Origin of the sequence: Ruegeria sp., from assembly GCF_965221235.1 — a bacterium.
GTDB lineage: Bacteria > Pseudomonadota > Alphaproteobacteria > Rhodobacterales > Rhodobacteraceae > Ruegeria.
In genome coordinates this window covers 564,000-585,785 of sequence record NZ_CBDCRS010000003.1, presented here as the reverse complement: position 1 = coordinate 585,785, position 21,786 = coordinate 564,000, and the positions used below count along the sequence as shown (strand labels likewise).

Here is a 21,786-nt window from a genome sequence, read left to right as displayed (position 1 = left end):
TCTAGTCTTGGGGTCAGGCGGCCTTGGCGGGCTTGCACCAGTCCGGCAGCCAGTCGGTATGTGCAATCAGCAGATCGTCAATAAGGTTGCGGATCTGGCGCAGGTCCAATTCCGCAGCGGTGTGCGGGTCCATCATGGCGGCGTGATAGATGTATTCCGGGTTCTGATCGAGCAGCGCGCGCACCGTTAGTTCCTGCACGTTGATCTGGCTTCGCATCAGCGCGATCAGTTGCGGCGGGATGTCGGTGACGACCGAGGGCTGCACGCCGTTGCTATCGACCAGACAGGGTGTCTCGACCGCGGCACCCAAAGGCAGTTGCGGGATTTGGCCGGTGTTCGGCAGGTTGCCATAAGCGACATAGGGCGTGTCGGTGACGATGGCGTTCATCAGGTCGGCGGCGAACTCGTGGCTGCGGGTTACTTCGATATCCCGACCGTCAGTCAGGGTCTTGGCCTGTTCTTTCCAGTTTTCGACCTGCTCGACGCAGCGGGTGGGGTATTCATCCAGCGGGATCGAGAATTGCTCAATCAGGTCCGCGCGCCCATCCTTTATGAACCACGGGACGTATTCGGCCAGATGTTCTGAGCTTTCGGTGCAGAAATAGCCCAGATGATCCATAACTTCATACCGCACCTTGTTGGGGCAGCGCGGCATCAGCAGTGGGGCTTTGGGGATTTGGCCGCTGGCATAGCCTTGCCGCAGGACGGGATAGAGGTCACGGCCCTGATGTTCCAGTTTCAGGAAGAAGGCGACATGGTTGACGCCTGCCACCTTGTAGCGGAATTCATCCTTGGGCAGGTCGAGATCATGGGCCAATTCCTCAACCGTGTTCTGGACGGAATGGCAGAGACCCACATGCTTCAGAGTCGGGAATTGCTCGGCCAGCGCCCAGGTGTTGATCGCCATCGGGTTGACGTATTGCAGCAGAGTCGCGTTGGGGCAGAGCTGCATCATATCGCGCGCCACGTCCCACAGAACCGGAACTGTGCGCAGCCCGCGCATAATACCACCGACCCCAAGCGTGTCGGCGATGGTCTGGCGCAGGCCGTACTGTTTGGGAATCTCGAAATCGGTGACCGTACAGGGCTCATACCCGCCGATCTGGAAGGCAGTGATGACGAAATCCGCCCCGTCCAAAGCGGCACGGCGATCGGTATGCGTGGTCACACGCGCGCCGGAACCGACCGAGCGGATCATGGCGCGCGCCACGGTTTCGCTTTCGGCCAGACGCTGGGCGTCGATATCCATCAGCGCGAAATGGCTGTCGGCCAGCGCAGGGGTTAACAGGGCATCGCCCACGATGTTCTGCATGAAAATCGTGGAACCCGCACCAATAAAGGCGATCTTGGTCATTGAGACAAACCTCTGGTTTGACGTTATTTTACGGCACCGAGGGTCAGGCCCGCGATGAAGTGTTTCTGCATCAGGAAGAACATGGCCACCGGCGGCAAGGCCGCGACGATGGAGCCGGCACTCATCAATTGATAGGCGGCCCGGAATTGGGCATTGAAACTGGTGATACCTGCGGTAACGGGCTGGCTTTCCGCGCCTTGGGTCAGCACGACGGCCCAGAAGTAATCGTTCCAGATGAAGGTAAAGATCAGCACGCTGAGCGCGGCAATCGCGGGTTTCATCAGCGGCAGCACCACGTACCAGAAGATACGCCATTCGCTGATACCTTCGACCCGTGCGGCCTCGATAAGTTCAAACGGAAGCGCGCGGATGAAGTTTCGCATGAACAGGGTGCAGAATCCGGTCTGGAACGCGATGTGGAACAGAACAAGGCCGGTTTTGGTGTTGTAGAGGCCCAATTGCAGGGTCAGGTCGCGCACCGGCACCATCAGGATCTGGAAGGGTACGAAATTGCCCGCGACGAACAGGAAGAAAATCCAGAGGTTCGAGCGGAATTTGTAAATCCCGAGTGCAAACCCGGTCATGCAGCTGAGCGCGACGCATCCGATCACCGTGGGGATGGTGATCAGGAATGAATTCAGCAGGTAACGCGGCATGTCCGAGTTGAAGAAGACCTGCCCGTAGTTGAACGCGCCCTCAAAGCTGGAGGGCATGCCCCAGTAGTTTGCGTTGGTGAAGTCTGCTGCTGGTTTGACCGAGAACAGGGCAACCGCCAGCAGTGGCCCCAGCCACAACAGCAAAGCCAGAGGGAGCATGGCCTGATAGCTGATCTGTGCCGTGCGGGATTGTTTTTCGATGGGTTTGGGAAACATCTCAATGCCCCCTTTCTTCGCGATACATCGACCACAGGAAGTAGGCGATGAAGCAGAGCATGATCAGGAACAGGATGACGGCGATGGCCGCGCCATATCCCATGCGGAAGCCGTATTCGGACAGAGCGACCTCGAACATGTAATAGGCCAGCACGCGGGACGAGCCGAAGGGGCCGCCCTGGGTCATGATCGAGATCAGGTCGAAGCTGCGCAGCGCGCCGATGATGGTGACGACGAAAGCGATGAAGGTGGCGGGGCGCAGTTGCGGTAGGATGATGTGCCACAACATCCGAGCGCCTTTTGCGCCATCCAGACGTCCGGCCTCGATCTGTTCGGGGTCAACAGCGTTCAGGCCGGTGAGGTAGAGGATCATGCAATAGGCGGTTTGAGGCCAGAGACCGGCAAAGATGATGCCGTAGGTGACAAACCGTTCATCTCCGAGCACATTCAACGGACCCATGCCAAAGAGGCTGAGAAATTCGTTCAGCAGGCCGAAGGTGGGGTCATAGAACCATGTAAACACAAGCCCGACAACGACCTGCGAGATCACGAAGGGAAAGAAGAACAGCGACTTATAGAGGCGGATGCCCCAGACTGTCTGGTTCAGAAACAGCGCAATAAACAGCCCCGCCGGGATCGCCAGCAGATACATGATCAACCAGATCAGGTTGTTTTTCAGCGAGATGTAGAAAGCGTCCCGGTCGACCCATTCCCAGTAGAGGTCTTCGTAGTTTCGAAATCCCACATATTCGGCTGCGCCTAAACCGTCCCATTCGTAGAGAGAGAGGTTGAAGGATTGGAACACCGGGATGATCACATAGACCATGAAGAACAGCAGGCCGGGGGCCAGAAACAGCCACGGCGCGATGCGTTGTTGGTTTCGGTGGAACCAGCTTTCCTGTTCGGGGACGTCTACGGCTGACATGCGGATACTCGGGGTTTTAGGTCAAAGGAGTAAGGCGGGTTGCACCCGCCTTACGCAGGCTTGAGGTGCAGGCCAGGCTATGCCCGGCCTGACCGGATCAGTTGTCGTAGATGCGCTGACGTGCGCGTTCCAGCTTGGCCAGAATACGGTCAGCATTGTCCGGCTTGACCATGAATTCCTGGAAGCCTTCCATCGACACTTTGGCCATTTCCGCAGGCGCGTCGCGATCCCAGAACTGAGCGACACCACCCGGGCTGTTCGACGACAGCATCTCAAAGCCCTGCTGCAGGAACTTGTCGTTATCCACCGCAGACTGCGCGTTCACTGGCAACTGCCCGAGGTTTGCGCCATTGTTGATCTCGGTCTGCTCATCCGCAGAAACCGCAAAGCGCAGGAATTCACGCGCGGCTTCCTTGTTTGAGGCGTTGGCCGGGATGTGGAACGTGTCGGTCGGTGCGTCTTCGGCCAGCTCAACATCGGGGTTGATGGCGACGAACTGGTAGAAGTCCAGCTGATCATCGGTCAGACCAGCCTCACGCAGAGGGGCGACAGCGAAGTTACCCATCAGATAGGCGGTGGCCTCGCCATTGACCATGAAGGGCAGCGCTTCCTGCCAGCTATAGGTCTGGTGGTTGTCGATGAACGCGCCCATGTCGATCAGCTGCTTCCAGTTGGCGAAGGTCTGTTTGACCCGGTCGTCCTCCCAGCTGATTTCACCGTTAGCGAGCTGGTTGTGGAAGTCGAAGCCGTTGGTGCGCATGTTCAAGTAGTCGAACCACCCACCGGCGGTCCACAGGAACTTGGTGCCGATGGTGTAGCAGGCGCGGCCCGAATCGACGATCTTCTGGCAGTTCGCCAGCTCTTCTTCCCAGGTGGTCGGCTCGCTCAGGCCCAGCTCGTCAAAGATGTCTTTGCGATAGTAAACGCCCCACTGGTAGTAGGTGTAGGGCACGCCCCACTGTTTGCCGTCGATGGTCATCGCGCCTTTGGTCGAGGCGAGGTTGTCGGCAATTTCAGGCTCGGCCCACAGGTCCGAGACATCCTCGAACAGACCAGCCTCGACATAAGGCTTCATGCGGTTGGCCGCGTACCATGTCGCAACGTCGGGCGTGTCCGCCGTCAGGAAGTTGCGGATCTGGGTCTTATAGGCTTCGCGGTCAATCACAGTGGTTTCGATCTCAAGCCCCGGGTGCTGTTCCGCGAACCGCTCGATCATCGCTTCCATCGTCGCGCGCGGCGCCGGGTTCGATGTGTCGAGGAAGATTCGCAGTTCGCCGGTCAGTTCGGCTGAGGCCGGAGCGGCAATAGCCACACTGGCTGCCAGCGCCGCGGCAGTGCGTTTGAAAATGGAATGCATGGTTTCCTCCCTTAAGCTTCCATCTTTTGGTTCCAAATAATGAAACACAGTTTTATATATTGAAAACTACACATCATGTCGGTTAGTCTTGTCAAGACCCTCCTGTCGGGAGCAGGGGGTTAACGGAGGAGATAAAGCACCCGTGGCAGGTGACGGAACGATAGGAAAAGCATGTGATGTGCTGGATCAGGTGGCTGCGTTCCAGCGCCCGGTCCGATTCGGAGAATTGCTGGAAAGCAGCGATTTTCCCAAGGCGACGCTGTACCGGTTTCTACAGACACTGACCAATCAGGGCATGTTGTCCTATGACCCCGATCGGCAGACTTATACGCCAGGGCTGCGCCTTGTGCGGCTGGCTCATGCGGCTTGGACGCAAAGCTCTTTGGCCCCAATTGCAAGGCCGTTTCTAGATGCGCTGAGCGCAGAGACCGGAGAAACGGTGCATCTGGCGCAACTGGATTCCAGCCAGGTGCTGTATGTGGACAAGCGCAATGCCACCCAGCCGGTCGAGATGTATTCGCAGGCGGGCAAGGTAGGCCCGGCTTATTGCACTGGCGTCGGCAAGGCGATGATGGCCTTTCTGGACGACGCAGCGCTAGACCGGGCCATCTCGCAGCAAAGCTATCATCGATTCACGGACAAAACGCTGGCCTCTGAGGCTGCCCTGCGCGCTGATCTCGACCTGATTCGCAGCCGGGGTTATGCCGTCGACGATGAGGAACACGAGCCGGGCATTATCTGCGTTGCCTGTCCGATCCTGACCGAGGGCGGGCGAATGCTGGGGGCGATTTCCGTGACCGGATCGACCGAGCGGATGAATTTCGACCAATTGGAAACATGGGTTCCCCGTATTCGCCGTGTGGCGGATCAGATCGGAGCCGAAGCGCAGGCGTGGCGGTTCCCCGAGACCCGCCTGAACGCCGAAAAGAACAGGATGCAAGCGACATGACGGGTGTGACTCTGAACCAGGCGATCAAGCGATATGGCGAGACGCAAGTAATTCACGGCATTGATCTGGAAATCGAGGATGGCGAGTTCTGTGTGTTCGTCGGCCCCTCGGGCTGCGGTAAATCCACCTTGCTGCGGATGATCGCGGGGCTTGAAGAAACCACCGAGGGGCAGATTCAAATCGGCGCGCGCGACGTCACCCATATGGATCCGGCCAAGCGTGGCGTGGCGATGGTGTTCCAGACCTACGCTTTGTATCCGCATATGTCGGTGGCCGAGAATATGGGCTTTGGCTTGCGGATGAACGGCGTGCCCAAGGCCGAGATCGACCAGAAGGTACAGCAGGCCTCGAATATTCTGAAGCTGGACCAGTACCTAAAGCGCAAGCCCAAGGCGCTGTCCGGGGGGCAACGCCAGCGGGTTGCCATTGGCCGCGCCATTGTGCGCGGGCCGGAAGTGTTTTTGTTCGACGAGCCTCTGTCCAACCTCGACGCTGAGCTGCGCGTTGAGATGCGGGTTGAGATTGCGCGCCTGCACAATGAGATCGGCGCGACGATGATCTACGTGACCCATGATCAGGTCGAGGCGATGACCATGGCCGACAAGATCGTGGTGCTGCGGGACGGTCGGATCGAACAGGTCGGCGCGCCAATGGACCTGTATCGCGACCCGGACAATCGTTTTGTGGCCGGGTTCATTGGCTCTCCGGCGATGAACTTTCTGGAGTGCGACTATGCCGACGGTAAGGTCTCGCACCCTGCGCTCAGCGCTCCGCTCGAGCTGTCGGTGAGCGTTCCCGACGAGATGAACCGGGTCACTCTGGGCATTCGCCCCGAACATATTGAGGTCGACCGTTCCGGCGATGCCTGCACCGTTGATCTGACCGAGGCGCTTGGCGGCGTCAGCTACACCTATTTGCTGACCCCAAACGGCGATAAATTGATTGTTGAAGAGCGTGACGATCAGCGCAGTAAACAAGGTGAGCGGATCGGAATTTCGACCCGTGCAGACCGCGCGATGCTCTTCCACCCGGAAACCGGCCAGCGGTTCCGGTAGTTTTCAAATCTCGACCTTCCCCATGCGCGCTGCTTCGATGAAGCGGCGCGTCGCTTGTGCGCCGCAATTTTTCTGGATTTTGTATCCAATATCCGTTATGGCGAGTCGAAACAGCGCCTTCTGCGCCCATTCACGCTGTACCTAGGAAGGAAAACCGCGATGTCGACCAATGTTTTCACCGGCACCATGCCCGCGCTTATGACCCCGTGCAAAGCGGATCGCACACCGGATTTTGATGCGCTGGTGCGCAAGGGTAAGCAGATGATCGACGCCGGTATGTCCGCTGTGGTCTACTGCGGCTCGATGGGTGACTGGCCGTTGCTGACGGACGAGCAGCGCATGGAAGGCGTCGAACGTCTGGTTGACGCAGGTCTGCCGGTTGTGGTCGGCACCGGGGCGATCAACACCAAATCCGCCGTGGCCCATGCCGCACATGCCCAAAAGGTTGGGGCCGTGGGCCTGATGGTGATCCCGCGCGTTCTGTCGCGTGGCACATCGCCGGCTGCACAAAAGAACCATTTCAAGGCAATCCTGACCGCTGCTCCTGATGTGCCTGCGATCATCTACAACAGCCCTTATTATGGCTTTGCCACAAAGGCCGACCTGTTCTTTGCCCTGCGCGCCGAACATTCCAACCTGATCGGTTTCAAAGAATTCGGCGGCAAGGACGATCTGCGGTATGCGGCGGAAAACATCACCAGCCAGGACGATCAGGTGACCCTGATGGTCGGCGTCGACACCGAGGTTTACCACGGCTTCGTGAACTGCGGTGCGACGGGTTCGATCACCGGCATCGGCACAGCCCTGCCGCGCGAGGCGCTGCTGTTGGCTTCGCTGTCCAAGAAAGCCGCGCAAGGGAACGCCGAAGCGCGTCAGCGCGGACAGGAACTGACCGAGGCATTCCACGTCCTTTCCAGCTTTGACGAAGGCGCGGATCTGGTGCTGTATTACAAACATCTTCTGGTGTTGAACGGTGAAGAAGAATACCGTCTGCATTTCAATGAAACCGATGAACTGACCGACGCGCAGCGCAACTATTGCGAACAGCAATATGACCTGTTCCGCACTTGGTTCGCCGACTGGTCCAAGCAGGGCGGAGTTATCGCTGAATGCATGTGATCGACAGCCACACCGGGGGTGAGCCGACGCGGGTCATCCTCGACGGTGCACCCGATCTGGGCACAGGCCCTCTGGCCGAGCGTGCCCGGAGGCTGGCGACCGAACACGAGGCTTTCTATCGCTCCGTCATGCTAGAGCCGCGCGGCCAGCCAGCCATGGTCGGCGCGCTGCTGGTTGAACCGGTCGATCCGTCCTGCGTGACTGGAGTAATCTATTTTGACGTGGACGCCGTGCTTGGCATGTGCGGCCACGGCACCATTGGCCTGACTGTGACACTGGCGCATCTGGGTAAGATCGAGGCCGGGTCTCACCGGATCGAAACCCCTGCCGGTGTTGTGACCGTGGAACTGCATGACGCAAACACCGTCACTGTGACCAATATCGAAAGCCGCCGGGTCCATAGTGATGTCACGCTCAACGTGCCAGGTTACGGCGCAGTGACAGGTGATGTTGCCTATGGCGGCAATTGGTTCTTCATCGTTGATCCCAGCCCGATCCCGGTCGAGACCGGCAACATCCGCCAATTGACGGACATGACGGTCGCAATCCGCGACGCCTCAATCGCGCAAGGGGTCGGCGGTGAACAGGGCGAGCCGATCGACCATGTGATCTTTCAGGGCACCTCGCCCGATCCCGCTGTCCACAGCCAAAACTTTGTTCTGTGTCCTGACGACAATTACGACCGCTCGCCTTGCGGCACCGGCAGCTCGGCTCGGTTAGCGTGTCTGGCGGCTGACGGGCGGTTGGCCGCGGGAGAAGAGATCATACAGCACAGCGTAATCGGCAGTGCCTATCGCCTGTCCTATCAACCCGGTCAGAATGGGGGCGTTATCCCCTCAATCACCGGACAGGCGCATATCATGGCCGAGGCGAAACTGGTCTTTGATCCAAACGATCCCTTCAGGTCAGGCATCGGACTATGACGGAACAGGTCGTTGTGGTCGGGGCCGGCGTGATCGGCATCACGACGGCACTGGAATTGCAACGCCGCGGCCATTCGGTTCTGGTTCTGGATCGCGAAGGCATTGCGGCAGGGGCCTCGGCAGGCAATGCCGGGGCGTTTGCCTTTACCGAGGTTGAACCTCTGGCAACCCCAGGCATCATGCGCAAGGCACCGAAATGGTTGCTGGATCCACTGGGGCCGCTGTCCATTCCGCCCGCCTATGCGCTGAAGATTGTTCCATGGATGGTCCGGTTCTGGCGCGCAAGCCGCCCGGGTTCGTATAAGGGCAATCTGAGCGCGCAAGTCAGCCTCATGCAGCATTCGGTGGACGCTCTGCCCCGTCTGATCGCGGATGTGGACGGTGAGCCGATGATGCAGCGCGACGGGCAGATGCAACTGTATGAAAGCGAAGCGGAGTTCCGCGCCAGCCTGCCCGCATGGGAATTGCGCCGACAGCATGGAATCGAATTTGATCTGTTGGAAAGCCGCGACGAAATTGCCGAAATACAACCCGGTCTCAATCCCCGGTTCACCCACGCCGGATTTACGCCCGCCTGGATGAACACCGTTGATCCGAAAAAATGGGTCGAACACTTGGCGCAAACCCTCATCAGCAGGGGTGGGCGGGTCGAGGTTCGGGACATCCGGGCGCTGGCTCGGGTGACGGGCGGAGTGCAGATCACGCTTGCGGATGACACGATCACAGCGTCCAAGGTGGTTATTTGCGCCGGCGCTTGGTCGCATCATCTGGCCCGCACGCTGGGCGACCATATCCCGCTTGAAACCGAGCGGGGATATAACACGACGCTTCCCGATGGCGGTTTTGATCTGCGCACGCACCTGACGTTCCCGGGGCATGGGTTTGTTGCCAGCCGGATCAATGGCGGTGTTCGGATTGGCGGCGCGGTTGAATTGGGTGGCCTGACATTGCCGCCGAATTACAAACGGGCTGACGTCTTGCTGAACAAGGCGGCAAAATTCCTGCCCGGTCTGAACACCGAAGGCGGCACGCAATGGATGGGCTTCCGTCCGTCGCTGCCCGACAGCCTGCCGGTGATCGGTGCTTCGCCAAACGCTCGGGATGTGATTTATGCTTTCGGGCATGGCCATTTGGGCCTGACACAGGCGGCAGGGACCGCGGAACTGGTGGGGGCTTTGATTGACAATCAACCCACTCAGATTGCTCTGGCCCCATTTTCTGCTACCCGGTTCTGAGGACACGATATGCGCAGCAGTAAAACAGTCCACGTCATCTCGGCCCATGCTGAAGGAGAGGTGGGTGATGTCATCGTCGGTGGTGTTCAGCCCCCACCCGGGGACACCCTCTGGGACCAGCGCGCCTTCATCGCGCAGGACCAGGCGTTGCGCAATTTCGTCCTGAATGAACCGCGTGGCGGTGTCTTCCGCCATGTGAACCTGCTGGTGCCGCCGAAACACCCCGAGGCTGACGCGGCCTTTATCATCATGGAACCCGAAGACACGCCGCCGATGTCCGGTTCAAACTCGATCTGCGTGTCCACGGTGCTGCTGGATGGCGGGATCATTCCGATGCAGGAACCCGAAACGCGCATGACGCTAGAGGCTCCGGGTGGGCTGGTTCGGGTGCGCGCCGAATGTCGGAACGGCAAGGCCGAGCGTATCTATGTGCAAAACCTGCCCAGCTTTGCCGACAAAATAGCAGTTCCGCTAGAGGTTCCGGGCATTGGTACCCTGACCGTGGACACAGCCTATGGCGGCGACAGTTTCGTGGTGGTCGATGCCGCCACGCTGGGCTTTGACATCGTTGAGGGCGAAGCCCGTGACATCGCGCGCATGGGGGTGGCGATCACCAACGCGGCCAATGAGCAACTCGGCTTTACCCATCCACAGAACCCGGATTGGGATCACATCTCGTTCTGCGCCTTCTGTGGACCGCTGGAGAAAACGAAAACCGGCCTGACCGGAAAATCCGCCGTTGCCATCCAGCCGGGCAAGGTCGACCGATCCCCCACTGGCACAGCGGTGTCTGCGCGTATGGCGCTGATGGCCGCAAAGGGCCAGATGACAGTTGGGCAGAGCTTTGAGGCGGTCTCGATCATCGGGTCACGCTTTACCGGCCGGATTGTCGAAGAAGCCCGCGTCGGCGACCACCCGGCCATCATCCCCGAGATCAGCGGTCGCGGTTGGATCACCGGCACGCACCAACACATGCTGGATCCGGACGATCCATGGCCGGGCGGCTACAAGTTGAGCGACACCTGGGGCGTATAACCCTATACACCGTCTTTTCTGTCCCTTTTTGGTAACATTTACAGCCGCTTGACGCCGGATGCCTCTTGCGGCTTGGTGGGTAGATACCACCTAAGGATGAGAGCCCACAGCTTGAGGGAGTTCAGTTGTACATACGCCTCGCCGCCCTGATCGTGGTCATCGCCACCCTGATTCTGGCGTTCAATTCGCCGTCCCGCTCTGGGCCCAACTATTCCGAACTTGCGTCCACCTGTCTGGGGAACAAAGGCCGCATGTCGCATGTGGTTGCGGCCTGCACAACGCTGTTGAAGGTCGAAGAGGTCACTCCGGCACAGCAAAACCGACTTTTGCGGGCCCGAGGCTGGGCCTATTATTGCGGCAAGCACTATGACGAGGCGATTTCGGATTACACCAGTGCGTTGGCATTGCAGCCGGACAACGCAAACACTCTCACGCGACGGGGGGTCGCGCAGGACGCTCTTGGCGACGTTCAGGCCGCAGAAGCGGATTTTGTCAAAGCGGTGCAGATGAATCCCGAAAGTACATATGCGTTGTTCAGCAAGGCCAAGTTTGATCAGCGTCAGGGGGACGTTTCAGGGGCAATTCAGGGCTATGAGCTGGTTTTGGAGATTGATCCGGGAAATAGCAAAGCGGGCTTCAATCTGGTGAATGCTCACAGCGATTTGGCCGGCGTTGACGGAGTCGAACGTGCCATACAACAGGCTAAACAAAGCTGGCCTGAAGAAACCTGGGTGTACGATGCTCAGTGGATGTTTGACTTGAAATACACAGGAGATCCGGAAAGCGCTTTGGCGGCAACGTCGGCGGCGGCACGACTGAAACCCGGTCGGTACTATGAATCATCAATCCCAGCCATGATTCACCTGATGATCGGTGACGAGGAGCGAGGAATCGAGTATGTCGAGGCGGCAGCTGCTCGCATCGTTGCAGAAGAAGATTCAAATACAATCTTTTTCAAGAGATGGTTTTACGATGCCATTGGATGGTACTTGTGGAGAAACAACGAAGAACTTCTTTATCGAGGCGACCATTACGCCATTCTAGGTCGAGAGGATTTAGCTAGAATAGAGTTTGAGAAAGCCTTTGACGGCCTCAGTCGGGCAGGTCGAAAAGCGATTTTGGATATGTTCCGCAAAAAAGGCGTGTCGGTTCCGAACCAAGCCTATGCCGGGTCGACTGAGCATATTAACAAAGCGATTTTGGACTATACCAAACAAGCTGGCAATGCGGCTGATGAGTTTGCATATGTTGGTTCAAGCTCAGTCACGTATGAATGACACCGCGATCGTAGTCAGGCGTTTTGTCAGGCAATTTCGGTCAATCCAAGTGCATTCACTTAACCCGTGTCAATTTGCGCCCTCACTAGGTGATTGATCCTGACGCCAACCTGATTTAAGGGATGCTTGTCAAATCAGAGTTACCATTGGGGCCGCAGGATAGCCGCGCCCCGTTTCGCGCCACGCAGATGTGGCACACTCTTGGATCGCACGCCCCGAAAGGCTTAAAAAAGGTAGAAGAATATGGCAGAACAATCGAACTTTGATATATTGTATACCATTGTAGACGAAGCGCCCGAGCTGGCCAGCGCCTCGTTTCTGCCCATCATTCGGAAATTCGCCTCGGCGGCGGGCGTCAGTGTCGGCACCAAGGATATCTCGCTGGCGGGCCGCATTCTGGCGACCTTCCCGGAAAACCTGACCGACGCGCAGCGCATCACCGACGATCTGGCCGCGCTGGGTGAGCTGGTAAAAACGCCCGGTGCCAATGTAATCAAGCTGCCGAACATCTCGGCCTCGGTTCCGCAGCTGGTTGCGGCGATCGAAGAATTGCAGGGGCAGGGCTACGATATTCCGGCCTATCCCGAAGAGCCCTCGACCGACGAGGAAAAAGCGATCCGTGCGCGGTATGACGCCATCAAGGGCTCAGCCGTGAACCCGGTTCTGCGCGAAGGCAACAGTGACCGCCGCGCGGCGCGGGCCGTGAAAAACTATGCCCAGAAGAACCCGCATTCGATGGGCGAATGGGCTTCGGACAGCAAGACCAAAGTGTCGTCGATGTCGGGTAACGATTTCTACGCAAACGAGAAATCGGCGACTATCACGGCAGCTCAGGTTGGTCACGCGAAGATCGAATTCGTTGGCAAAGACGGCAGCGTTACGGTTCTGAAGGACGGCTGGTCGCTGGACGAAGGCACTGTGGCCGACGCGACCTTTATGTCCGTCAAAGCTCTGTCCGCCTTTTTGGCCGAGGCCATCGAAGACACCAAGAAAGACGGCACCATGTTCTCGCTTCACATGAAAGCGACCATGATGAAAGTGTCCGACCCGATCATCTTTGGCTATGCCGTCAAAGCCTGGCTGGCCCCGGTGTTTGAGAAATTCGGTGCAGAGCTGGACGCGCTGGGTGTGAACCCGAACTCGGGTCTGGGTGATTTGTTGGAACGTGTGAAGGACAATTCCGAGATCGTGGCCGCAATCGACGCACTGAAAGGCGATCGTCCGTCGATGTATATGGTCGACTCGGACCGTGGCATCACCAACCTGCACGTACCGTCGGATGTGATCATCGACGCCTCGATGCCCGCGGTGATCCGCGCAGGTGGAAAGGGTTGGGACGAAACCGGTGCCAAGGGCGACACCAACTGTGTGATCCCTGACCGCTGCTATGCTGGTGTCTATGATGAGACCATCAACTTCTTCAAAGCCAACGGCGCGCTGAACCCGACCACCGCCGGTGCCGTCGCAAACGTCGGCCTGATGGCGCAGAAGGCCGAGGAGTATGGCTCGCACCCGACAACTTTCCAGGCCCCGGCTGATGGTTCAATTCGCATCGTTCTGGCCAATGGCGAGACGCTGCATTCACATGATGTGGAACAGGGCGACATCTGGCGCTCTTGCACCGTAAAGAAAGCACCGATTGAGAACTGGATTCAACTGGCGATGGACCGTCAACGTCTGACCGGGTCCGAGGCGATCTTCTGGCTGGACGCAAACCGCGCGCATGACGCCGAGCTGATCAAATACGTCAAACCGGCGCTTGAGGCTGCTGGGGTGGCTGACAAGTTCCAGATCCTTGCCCCGCGCGAGGCGACTTTTCAGACGCTGAAAACGATCACTGCCGGTCATGACTCGATTGCCATCACCGGTAACGTGCTGCGCGATTACCTGACCGACCTGTTCCCGATCCTTGAGCTGGGCACCTCGGCCAAGATGCTATCCATCGTCAAACTGATGAATGGCGGCGGTCTGTTCGAAACAGGTGCCGGTGGGTCGGCCCCGAAACACGTGCAGCAATTGGTTGAAGAAAACCATCTGCGTTGGGACTCGATGGGGGAGTTCTGTGCGTTGGGTGAATCGCTGAACTTCCTGGCGGACAGCAAGGGTAATGCAAAGGCTGGCGTTCTGGGTGCCGCGGCCGAAGCTGCAACGCAGGGAATTCTGGACAACAACCGCTCGCCCAGCCGCAAGGTTGGCCAGCCTGATAACCGTGATAGCCACTATTGGTTCGCGCGGTACTGGGCTGAAGCTCTGGCTGCTCAGGCGGACGACGCCGATCTGGCAGCCGAGTTTGCACCCGTTGCAAAAGTGCTGGCTGACAATGAAGCGAAGATTCTGGGTGAGCTGGCCGCTGCTCAGGGCGCGGCTGCTGATCTGGGTGGGTACTACCACACCGACCCGGCAAAGACTGCTGCGGTGATGCGTCCAAGTGCGACGCTGAACGCGATCATTGACTGATGAACCAAGGCCACGCCGCAAGGCGTGGTTTTTCCAGTTTTGAATCAGAAAGATAACGAAAAAGGGTCGACCCCCAAAGTCGACCCTTTTTGAGTGAGTGGGGAGGTCAGTCCCTCACCGGATTGTTCTCATATACATTATCATCTTTGAATTTCGGTTCTATAAGGGAATTCCCGTAGTGCGGGTGGTCACGTGCAAGAACTCGTCTGTATTACTTAAGTAACCGACGCGTATAGCGACCGCATTGCAACAAAAAAGGGGCCGGTCATAAGACCGACCCCAGTGTTTTCAGTTGAACTGAGGGATCAGTTAGAAGCTGCCACAAGTTTCTCGTTATGCTCACGCAGAGTGTCGGAAACGATCGCGTACCATTCGCCGGATTCGCGCATCTCGTTCAGGCCCTTGTTTAGCATCGCCAGATACTGCTTGCCGAACGGGTTGCTGCGGTGGCTGATGAAACGCAGCGACGACAGCGAGGTCACGAACGGGTTTTCCACCAGATCGTTGGATGTCAGACCCATTTCCACCATCGTGTCCGAGAACAGCTGAACCTCGAAGGTTGCAACATCTGCGGTACCGGTCAGAACCGCGTCAAGGCATTCACGAGCGGTGATCGGCTGCATCAGTGTTATGGTGTCGCCGTTGTGGAGGCCCTGCTGCTCAAGGTCGTGAATGAACCAGCCGTCCATACGGCAGATTGTCGAGCCTTCCAGCTGGTCGAAAGTGGTGGCGTTTGCGTAGTTGCTTTCCGGAAGGGTGTAGAACCCGACCACGATATCATAGACCGGAACAGAAGAATCGAACTGGGTGCAGCGCACTTCGGTTTCCCACGACCATTCGTAGGTACGGTTGGTACAGTCCGGCATGTTCCACGCCATAGACACGTCAAACGCGCCCAGCGGCAGCAGTGTTTCCAGGTGCGAGTTCCAGTCGTCCACGAAGCTGACCGAATAGTCGCGTGCGTTACCGCCACGTTGCAGCGCGGTGGTGCCCAGACGGGTGATCGCGCCGCCGCCATTCAGCGATTCATCTGCGAAGGGGGCCCAACCGTTGCCGGTCACCAGTTTGATCGGTGGCTGATACACGCTTGAGCGCTGGACACTGGCTGCACGTGCCTCTTCCGCGGCGATGATTTCCTGAGCGGACTGGCCATTCGGCAGGCTGCCGTCGGCACAGGGCAGGGCCAGAACCAGACCGGGGGCCAGCGCGTTCGGGTTGGTGATGACGTTGCGGTTCGCGTTGAAGATCGGCTGATAGTTCGACGTGCCATAGGCCGCGATGGCGATGGTGGCCATCGTGTCGCCGTCTTCGACGGTATAGTTGGTACAAGCTTCTTGCGCGGCGGCGGCGCCGGCGCTCAGAGCGGTGACGGCGGTGGCCGACATCACGACTTTCTTCAGGTTTAAATTAAACATGTCCACTTCCTCCAGACTTATTTGTTGTCAGGCCTGCACGGGCCTTAGCCATTTTCCATTTGATGACGCAGGGCGGTCGACACGATGTCACGCCATTCGCCGGATTGTTGCATGATCGCCAGACCCTGGTTGAGCGTCTCAAGGATCGCTTCCCCATCCGGATTATCTTTGTGGGTCATGACGTTAAGCGACTTGATCGCCGCCAGGTTGGGGTTTTCGAGAATGCGGTGCTCATAGCCCAGACGCCCGATGGCCTCGACGGCCAGATGGGCCTCAATCGCGACGATGTCGGCGGTGCCGTCCATCAACGCGTGAAAGCAATCGTCCGGCGACACGGGGCGCATCAGGTCGATAACGGGTTCATACAGACCCACGGCGTCCATGTGGGACAGCGACCAGCCTTCAGGGCGGCAGATTGTGGTGCCTGCGAAATCGGCATGGGTCAGCGTTTGCTCATAGCCCGAGCCTTCGCGGGCGAAGAACGTGTCTACAACCTCATAAAACGGGTTTGAGAAGTTGTAGGTTTCGCAGCGCGCACGGTCTTTATCCGACAGGGCCTCGGCCTCATCGCAATTCGGGCGCGACCAGGGGAAGGTTGCGTCAAAGGCCAGCGTCGGCATTAGCAGGTCCAGGTGCGAAGACCAGTCATTGACGAACTGAATTTTATAGCCCTGCTCTGGCGCGGCGCGCAGCATCGCGGTTTCCACCAGATTGGTATAAAGGCCGCGATGGGGCAGAGCTTCATCTGTGAAGGGTGCATAGTTGCCGCCGGTAATCAGCAGCAGTTGCCGGTCGCGAATCTCGGGGCGCTCGCCCGTACCCGCATCACGGATCAGTGCGGCAGCTTCGGCGCGGGCAGCTTCGATTTCTTCTTTCGCTTCGGCGCGGGCGGCAATCACCGCGTCATCGCTGGCCTGTTTGGCTTCGGCGATGGCTTTGGCCGCGCGATCTTCCGCAGCTTTGACCAGTTCCGAGGCCATCTCGGCCGCCATGGCTTCGGCTTCGGTCTGCGGTTCCGCCGGGGCGCGCCCGATGTCTTCGAGACAGGGCAGCGTCAGCACGTCACCGACTCGGATGATGTTGGGGTTATTCCCAATCACATCGCGGTTGGCGTCAAAGATGATGCGAAAATCCTCGGTGGAATACACCTGGATCGTGAGCTCGCGCAGGCTATCGCCGCGCTGAATTTCGTAGGTCGAGCACGCCTCTTGCGCCGAGGCCGCTCCGGCCGCAGCAGCAAGTGCCAGGCTGGATATGAACAAATGGGGTCTCATGGGTCCTGTATCTTTGCCTTGGTTAGTTTTTGGTAAGTTTCACAACGCCGATCGAGACATTGTCCTGATCCGGGTCGCCTTTGGCTTTCAGCGCCTGCCACAGCGCATCGGCCACATCCTGTGCCAGCGCATCCGGGTTGTTCTGTAAGACGGCCTGAATTTCGGTGTCGCTGAGGTATTGAAGCCCGTCGCTTCCCAAAATCAGGACATCCGACGCGGTCAGGCCAAGCGGGTCTTCGGGGCAGTCGACTTTGGGGATCGCTGCTCCCATGATCACCGACGTCAGTTGATTTCGGTCAGGATGTGCCTGCGCTTCGGCTTCGGTCAGGGTGCCGTCGGTCACTTGGGCGTCAATGACGGGGGCCATCGAATGATCTTCGTTGATCTGCTTAAGTGCGCCGTCGCGGAACAGGTACAAAGGGCTGTCACCGATCGAAATCCAGTACACACGCTGGTCCAGCAACAGAACACCCAGCAGGGTCGAGCCCATGTTGAACCCGTCGCCCTGTTCTTCGCAATGTCCGGCAATCAGGGCATTGGCCTGCATCGCCGCCAGCGGCAACGCATCAATCAAGGCAGCTTCGGTCGGGGTATCTCCTTCAAGCTCGGCATCGAGTGCCGCGCGCCATGCGGACAGGACAAGATCCGATGCAACTTCGCCCGCTGCGTGCCCGCCCATGCCGTCAGCAACAACGACATAGCCTGCGTTGGCCGCGTCGAACATGCGGGCTGCAATTGCGTCTTCCTGCGTGTCGCGCTGACCCTGATCGAGGATCAGCGCAATGTCATATGCGGGTTGCGCAAGCATCAATCAGGCATCCCGCCAGTCAAAGCCGTCATCACAGAAGGCGGCGAAACGGATCGAGGTCTCGCTGATCCGGATCAGGTCGCCACTGGCAAGCGGTACGGTGCTGAGCACCGGCTTGCCGTTCAGACGCACCAGATTGGCTTTGCCGCCATGGCCCAGATAGCATTTGCGATCCTCAGGGTCATAAGCGATCACCGCGTGCTTGCTGCGGGAAATGCCTGTGTCACCGAAATCCAGCTGAATGGCCTGATCGTCGTTCCGGCCAATCTGCATCAAACCCTCGGTCAGAGTGATGCACGAGCCGCGGCCCGGACCAGCGGTAACAACCAGCCAGCCAACCGGAAAGGTCTCTTGCGCGGTTTCTGTTTTGGCAACCGGATCGGCGCTTTCCATCAGGTCCTGCACATGGGTGTCGGCCCGCTCGAAGCCAAGGAACGTCGTTTTGACGCGTCCGCGACGATCTTGGGCCGGGGCCGGTTGCGGTTCCGGGGCGGGCTCGGCCTGTGCGGCCGGGGCTTCCTCGGCGACTTCAACCTCGGCGACTTCGATCGTCTCGACGACCACTTCGGCAACCGTTTCCGTCGGCTCTGCGGGCTCTTCTTCTGCGGCCACGTGCAGCGTCACGATGGCCTCGTCTGCCTCTTCCGTCTCGTCTACCTTGGCTTCAGCTTCGGGCGCCTCAAAGATGTTGTCCTCGGCTTCGACCACTACCTCGGTCACCACGATCTCTTCCTCGGGTTCCTCGGCGGTGATCTCTTCCTCGAGCTCCTCGGCGGTCGCTTCGTCCTCGGTCTCGGAGAACTCGGGCATCTCGTCTTCGGGGATCAGCTCATCGCTGTCTTCGTAGGTTTCCGAAGAGATGTTGCCGCCAGCCAGAGCGTTCCGCAGCGCGTTGAAATCGGCGATGGGCTGAGGCTGTTCGGCCTCGGCAGGTGTTTCAATTTCTTCCGCCTGAACTTCGGCTTCGTCTTTGGTTTTGCCGGCACCTTCTAGAAGCCGGCTGAGAGGGCTTTTGTATTTGAACATGGTGTCGACACCTTTGCTATCTGGTCGCAGGAACCTTGATCCCGCGGGGCTGCTACTCACCTCTGTGCGGCTTGGCACAGTCGGCACTGATGATCGGAAATCGGGGTACTTTTATCTTCCGCGACGGGCCGGTCCCCGTCTGGGTGGCGGATTTCCGGGCGCCACCCTCAGTTTTCACAAGCGGAAAGATCACATTCGAGCCGGTCAGATTACTCCTGCGTCAAAGGCATCACGGCGTCCGTTTCCGCGCCATTGCGCATCACGGTCAGACGGGCCTCGGGCTGGTTTTCGGATACGAGGGCATTCAGCATGTCATCCAGACTGTCCTGGTCGCTGATGGCTGAGCCGGTCTGCGTCTCAGAAATCAGGACATCGCCGCGTTGCAGGCCTCCGGCGGAACTTGCCGGTGTGCTGGTCACAGTTGTCGACCAGCCCTGACCATCTGTGTTGCGAATTGTGAAGCCATAGCCGTTCTCAAGCCCAACAACGCGGAACGCAGGCAGGGCCAGCAACCCGTTCTGGGCACGGGTTTTGCCAAGAGGGCGATAGCGCGCGGTTACGCGGGTATAACCGTCCGGATCAACCGAGAGGTCGTCCAGAACCTGCGCCGCAAAGCTGACGTTTTCACGCACGGGCTTGCCATTCAGCGTGTAAATCGCCGCGCCGCGTTTGACCCATTCTCCAATGACGGACATGTCTTGTGACGGGTCTATGCCTGTGACGGCGATGATGCTGCCCGTGGATGCGCGGCGTCTGGACGTCTGGAACGGAATCTCGACATCCCAATGCGCAAAGGCAACCTGAGTCTCTGCCGGGGTCCCGGATGCGACCGGGGCAGGCTCAGCTTGTGTGGGTTCGGCTGTCTGGGCTTCAACCTCTTCTGTGGCAGCCGATGGGGCCTGGGTCTGCTCGACAGGCGCCGGTGTTGGCTCGGAAAGTTCGGGGGCCGGATCGCTTTGTTCCGGGGCAGCTTGGATCGCAGCGGTTTCAACGGAGGAGTCTTCTGCCGGAGTGGTCGGCGCGACGATGTCTTCTGTCGTGTCCGGCGCAACCGCAGTTGTTTCTGTCGGTTCAGCCTCGGCAGCAGCCGGTGACGTTTCAGCCGCTTCAACCTCGGCTGGCGGCGTTGCAACCGCAACCTCCTGTTCGGATTTGTCGCCGGACATCAGGAAGAACCCGCCAGCGGCCAGAGCGGCAACCACCACTGCCGCGCCTGCCATCAACTTGCCATTCCCGCTTGATCCACTTTTGACGACTGTGTCCACCGCGACAGGAGTTTCTTCCTCGGGTGTGAAGGTGGCGAGGTCGTCCTCTTTCTTGTCTTCATTGCCAAGTGCCAGATCGGCGTTGCCCGCGAGCAGGGCGGTCACGACGGCCTCGGCGTTTTCGCTTTCGGCTTTGATGCGGGCCTTCTCGGCCTCTTCATCCTGACGATCCATGGCAACGATGACCGACACGGGGCGATAGTCGAACGTATCGAACATCACGCCGGGGCCACGGAACATGCGCAACCAGTCAAGCGCGCTTTGCAGACGGTCGGTGACGTGAACCTCCATCGCCTTGTCGATCGCCTCAAGGAAACCTGCGGGGTACCCGCTGTAGCGCCCAGCCAGAGGCGTGTAAGGATCGTCCTGACCGTTGTTGAAAGCATTCAGGCGAGTCTGACCGTCAATCGGGCGTTCGCCGCTGATGGCGTGATACAGTGTGGCGGCCAGCACATAAAGATCGCTGCTGGGTCCCTGATCCGCCCCGCGTACATAGAATTCATGGGGCGAATAGCCGTCCTTGATCACCCGCAGCGTCAGCAGCGCCGCCGACTGGTTCGCGGCCTGTTCACGCGCGGCACCAAAGTCGATCAGCACGGGGTCGCCGTTTTCGTCGACCAGGATGTTGTCAGGCGAGATATCACGGTGCAGCATGCCGCTCTGGTGGATGAAAGACACCGCCGACAGCATCTTTTCCGTAACCTGAACGATGAAATCCGGCCCGGCCGTGTTGGCAGGGTTTTCAACATAGTCCAGCAGGTCGCAGCCCTTGATGAAGTCCATCGCGATATAGGCTGTGTTGTTGTCCTCGAACACCTGATGGACGTCGACGATATTGGGATGCACCAGACGTGCGTGGTTGCGGGCTTCCTGAATGAACAGGTCGATAATCGCGCGTAGGTCGTCCTTATGAGCTGGATCCGCCGGTTCAACCATATCGCCGTCGCGAACGCACAAGGCACCCGGGAAACATTCCTTGATCACCACTTCGCGCTCCAGGCTGTTGCGCGCCAGATAGGTGATTCCGAAACCGCCATTGCTGAGGAAGCGTAGAATTTCATACTGCCCGCGCAACAGCTTGGCGCCGGGTTGAAGTCCTTCGATTTTCGGTTCGTCGTGCGATGCACCGACAGCCTGGTTGTGGCTCATTTCTTTCCGCCCGTTCTAAACGTTTTGCGGTTAAATAACTGGGCAAATAGCCCGAGAACTCACAACCAAACACAACCGCAGATCACTTAGGACGGTTAGACGTTTCAAATTTGACTTTATTGGGGCCGCCTGATGGCTTCACTAAGGATCGTTTAAGACATGCATCAGTATTTGGTATTGGATGGTGATTAGAATACAATATATTGATTTTGAGCTTATACAAAATGAAGGTTGGCGCATTTTTGTCTCCGCTTGGGCAACGGAATCAAAATAAATGAGGCCCGATTCTAC

Annotated in this window: 17 protein-coding genes; 8 read left to right on the top strand and 9 right to left on the bottom strand. The window is 58.6% G+C overall.

What is annotated here, in order from left to right; all coding sequences use genetic code 11:
* Positions 1 to 13: 13 nt before the first annotated feature.
* The 4 genes from ACOQOY_RS03025 to ACOQOY_RS03010 all read right to left on the bottom strand — a co-directional run bounded on the left by ACOQOY_RS03025 (position 14) and on the right by ACOQOY_RS03010 (position 4,508).
* Positions 14 to 1,354, bottom strand: a complete 1,341-nt coding sequence (locus tag ACOQOY_RS03025) for an alpha-glucosidase/alpha-galactosidase (protein WP_420584008.1) — start codon at positions 1,352 to 1,354, stop codon at positions 14 to 16.
* Positions 1,355 to 1,377: 23 nt separating this feature from the next.
* The gene (locus tag ACOQOY_RS03020) at positions 1,378 to 2,226 is read right to left on the bottom strand and encodes a carbohydrate ABC transporter permease (RefSeq protein WP_420584007.1); all 849 of its coding nucleotides are present in this window, start codon (positions 2,224 to 2,226) and stop codon (positions 1,378 to 1,380) included.
* A 1-nt stretch (position 2,227) separates the two neighbouring features.
* Entirely contained in the window at positions 2,228 to 3,151 is a 924-nt protein-coding gene (locus tag ACOQOY_RS03015; protein ID WP_420584006.1) for a carbohydrate ABC transporter permease, read from the bottom strand.
* 97 nt (positions 3,152 to 3,248) lie between these two features.
* Positions 3,249 to 4,508, bottom strand: coding sequence for an ABC transporter substrate-binding protein (locus ACOQOY_RS03010; RefSeq protein ID WP_420584005.1), 1,260 nt, complete (start codon positions 4,506 to 4,508; stop codon positions 3,249 to 3,251).
* Positions 4,509 to 4,650: 142 nt separating this feature from the next.
* Here ACOQOY_RS03010 and ACOQOY_RS03005 point away from each other — a divergent pair, with 142 nt between their 5' ends.
* The 8 genes from ACOQOY_RS03005 to ACOQOY_RS02970 all read left to right on the top strand — a co-directional run bounded on the left by ACOQOY_RS03005 (position 4,651) and on the right by ACOQOY_RS02970 (position 14,558).
* Positions 4,651 to 5,457, top strand: coding sequence for an IclR family transcriptional regulator (locus ACOQOY_RS03005; protein WP_420584004.1), 807 nt, complete (start codon positions 4,651 to 4,653; stop codon positions 5,455 to 5,457).
* Positions 5,454 to 6,512: an ABC transporter ATP-binding protein gene (locus tag ACOQOY_RS03000; protein WP_420584003.1), complete on the top strand. Its 1,059-nt coding sequence runs from the start codon at positions 5,454 to 5,456 to the stop codon at positions 6,510 to 6,512. Before ACOQOY_RS03005 ends, ACOQOY_RS03000 begins: the two co-directional genes overlap by 4 nt.
* Before the next feature lie 159 nt (positions 6,513 to 6,671).
* The gene (locus tag ACOQOY_RS02995; protein WP_420584002.1) at positions 6,672 to 7,631 is read left to right on the top strand and encodes a dihydrodipicolinate synthase family protein; all 960 of its coding nucleotides are present in this window, start codon (positions 6,672 to 6,674) and stop codon (positions 7,629 to 7,631) included.
* Positions 7,622 to 8,554: a proline racemase family protein gene (locus tag ACOQOY_RS02990; protein WP_420584001.1), complete on the top strand. Its 933-nt coding sequence runs from the start codon at positions 7,622 to 7,624 to the stop codon at positions 8,552 to 8,554. Before ACOQOY_RS02995 ends, ACOQOY_RS02990 begins: the two co-directional genes overlap by 10 nt.
* On the top strand, positions 8,551 to 9,789 hold the full coding sequence (locus tag ACOQOY_RS02985) for an NAD(P)/FAD-dependent oxidoreductase (RefSeq protein ID WP_420584000.1): 1,239 nt from the start codon (positions 8,551 to 8,553) through the stop codon (positions 9,787 to 9,789). The genes ACOQOY_RS02990 and ACOQOY_RS02985 overlap by 4 nt, the downstream gene beginning before the upstream one ends.
* 9 nt (positions 9,790 to 9,798) lie before the next feature.
* Positions 9,799 to 10,824, top strand: coding sequence for a trans-3-hydroxy-L-proline dehydratase (locus tag ACOQOY_RS02980; RefSeq protein WP_420583999.1), 1,026 nt, complete (start codon positions 9,799 to 9,801; stop codon positions 10,822 to 10,824).
* A 152-nt stretch (positions 10,825 to 10,976) separates the two neighbouring features.
* Entirely contained in the window at positions 10,977 to 12,101 is a 1,125-nt protein-coding gene (locus tag ACOQOY_RS02975; protein WP_420583998.1) for a tetratricopeptide repeat protein, read from the top strand.
* 243 nt (positions 12,102 to 12,344) lie between these two features.
* Positions 12,345 to 14,558, top strand: coding sequence for an NADP-dependent isocitrate dehydrogenase (locus ACOQOY_RS02970; protein WP_420583997.1), 2,214 nt, complete (start codon positions 12,345 to 12,347; stop codon positions 14,556 to 14,558).
* Positions 14,559 to 14,863: 305 nt separating this feature from the next.
* On the opposite strand, the gene ACOQOY_RS02965 is transcribed toward ACOQOY_RS02970, so the two are convergent.
* The 5 genes from ACOQOY_RS02965 to ACOQOY_RS02945 form a co-directional block, all read right to left on the bottom strand.
* Positions 14,864 to 15,973: a peptidoglycan-binding protein LysM gene (locus ACOQOY_RS02965; protein WP_420583996.1), complete on the bottom strand. Its 1,110-nt coding sequence runs from the start codon at positions 15,971 to 15,973 to the stop codon at positions 14,864 to 14,866.
* Positions 15,974 to 16,017: 44 nt separating this feature from the next.
* Entirely contained in the window at positions 16,018 to 17,235 is a 1,218-nt protein-coding gene (locus tag ACOQOY_RS02960; protein WP_420583995.1) for a peptidoglycan-binding protein LysM, read from the bottom strand.
* Positions 17,236 to 17,269: 34 nt separating this feature from the next.
* The gene (locus ACOQOY_RS02955) at positions 17,270 to 18,055 is read right to left on the bottom strand and encodes a PP2C family protein-serine/threonine phosphatase (protein ID WP_420583994.1); all 786 of its coding nucleotides are present in this window, start codon (positions 18,053 to 18,055) and stop codon (positions 17,270 to 17,272) included.
* 3 nt (positions 18,056 to 18,058) lie between these two features.
* The gene (locus ACOQOY_RS02950; protein ID WP_420583993.1) at positions 18,059 to 19,081 is read right to left on the bottom strand and encodes an FHA domain-containing protein; all 1,023 of its coding nucleotides are present in this window, start codon (positions 19,079 to 19,081) and stop codon (positions 18,059 to 18,061) included.
* A 209-nt stretch (positions 19,082 to 19,290) separates the two neighbouring features.
* Positions 19,291 to 21,495 carry a protein kinase domain-containing protein gene (locus tag ACOQOY_RS02945; protein WP_420583992.1) on the bottom strand — a complete coding sequence of 735 codons (2,205 nt, stop codon included), beginning with the start codon at positions 21,493 to 21,495 and terminating at the stop codon, positions 19,291 to 19,293.
* Between the last annotated feature and the right edge of the window lie 291 nt (positions 21,496 to 21,786).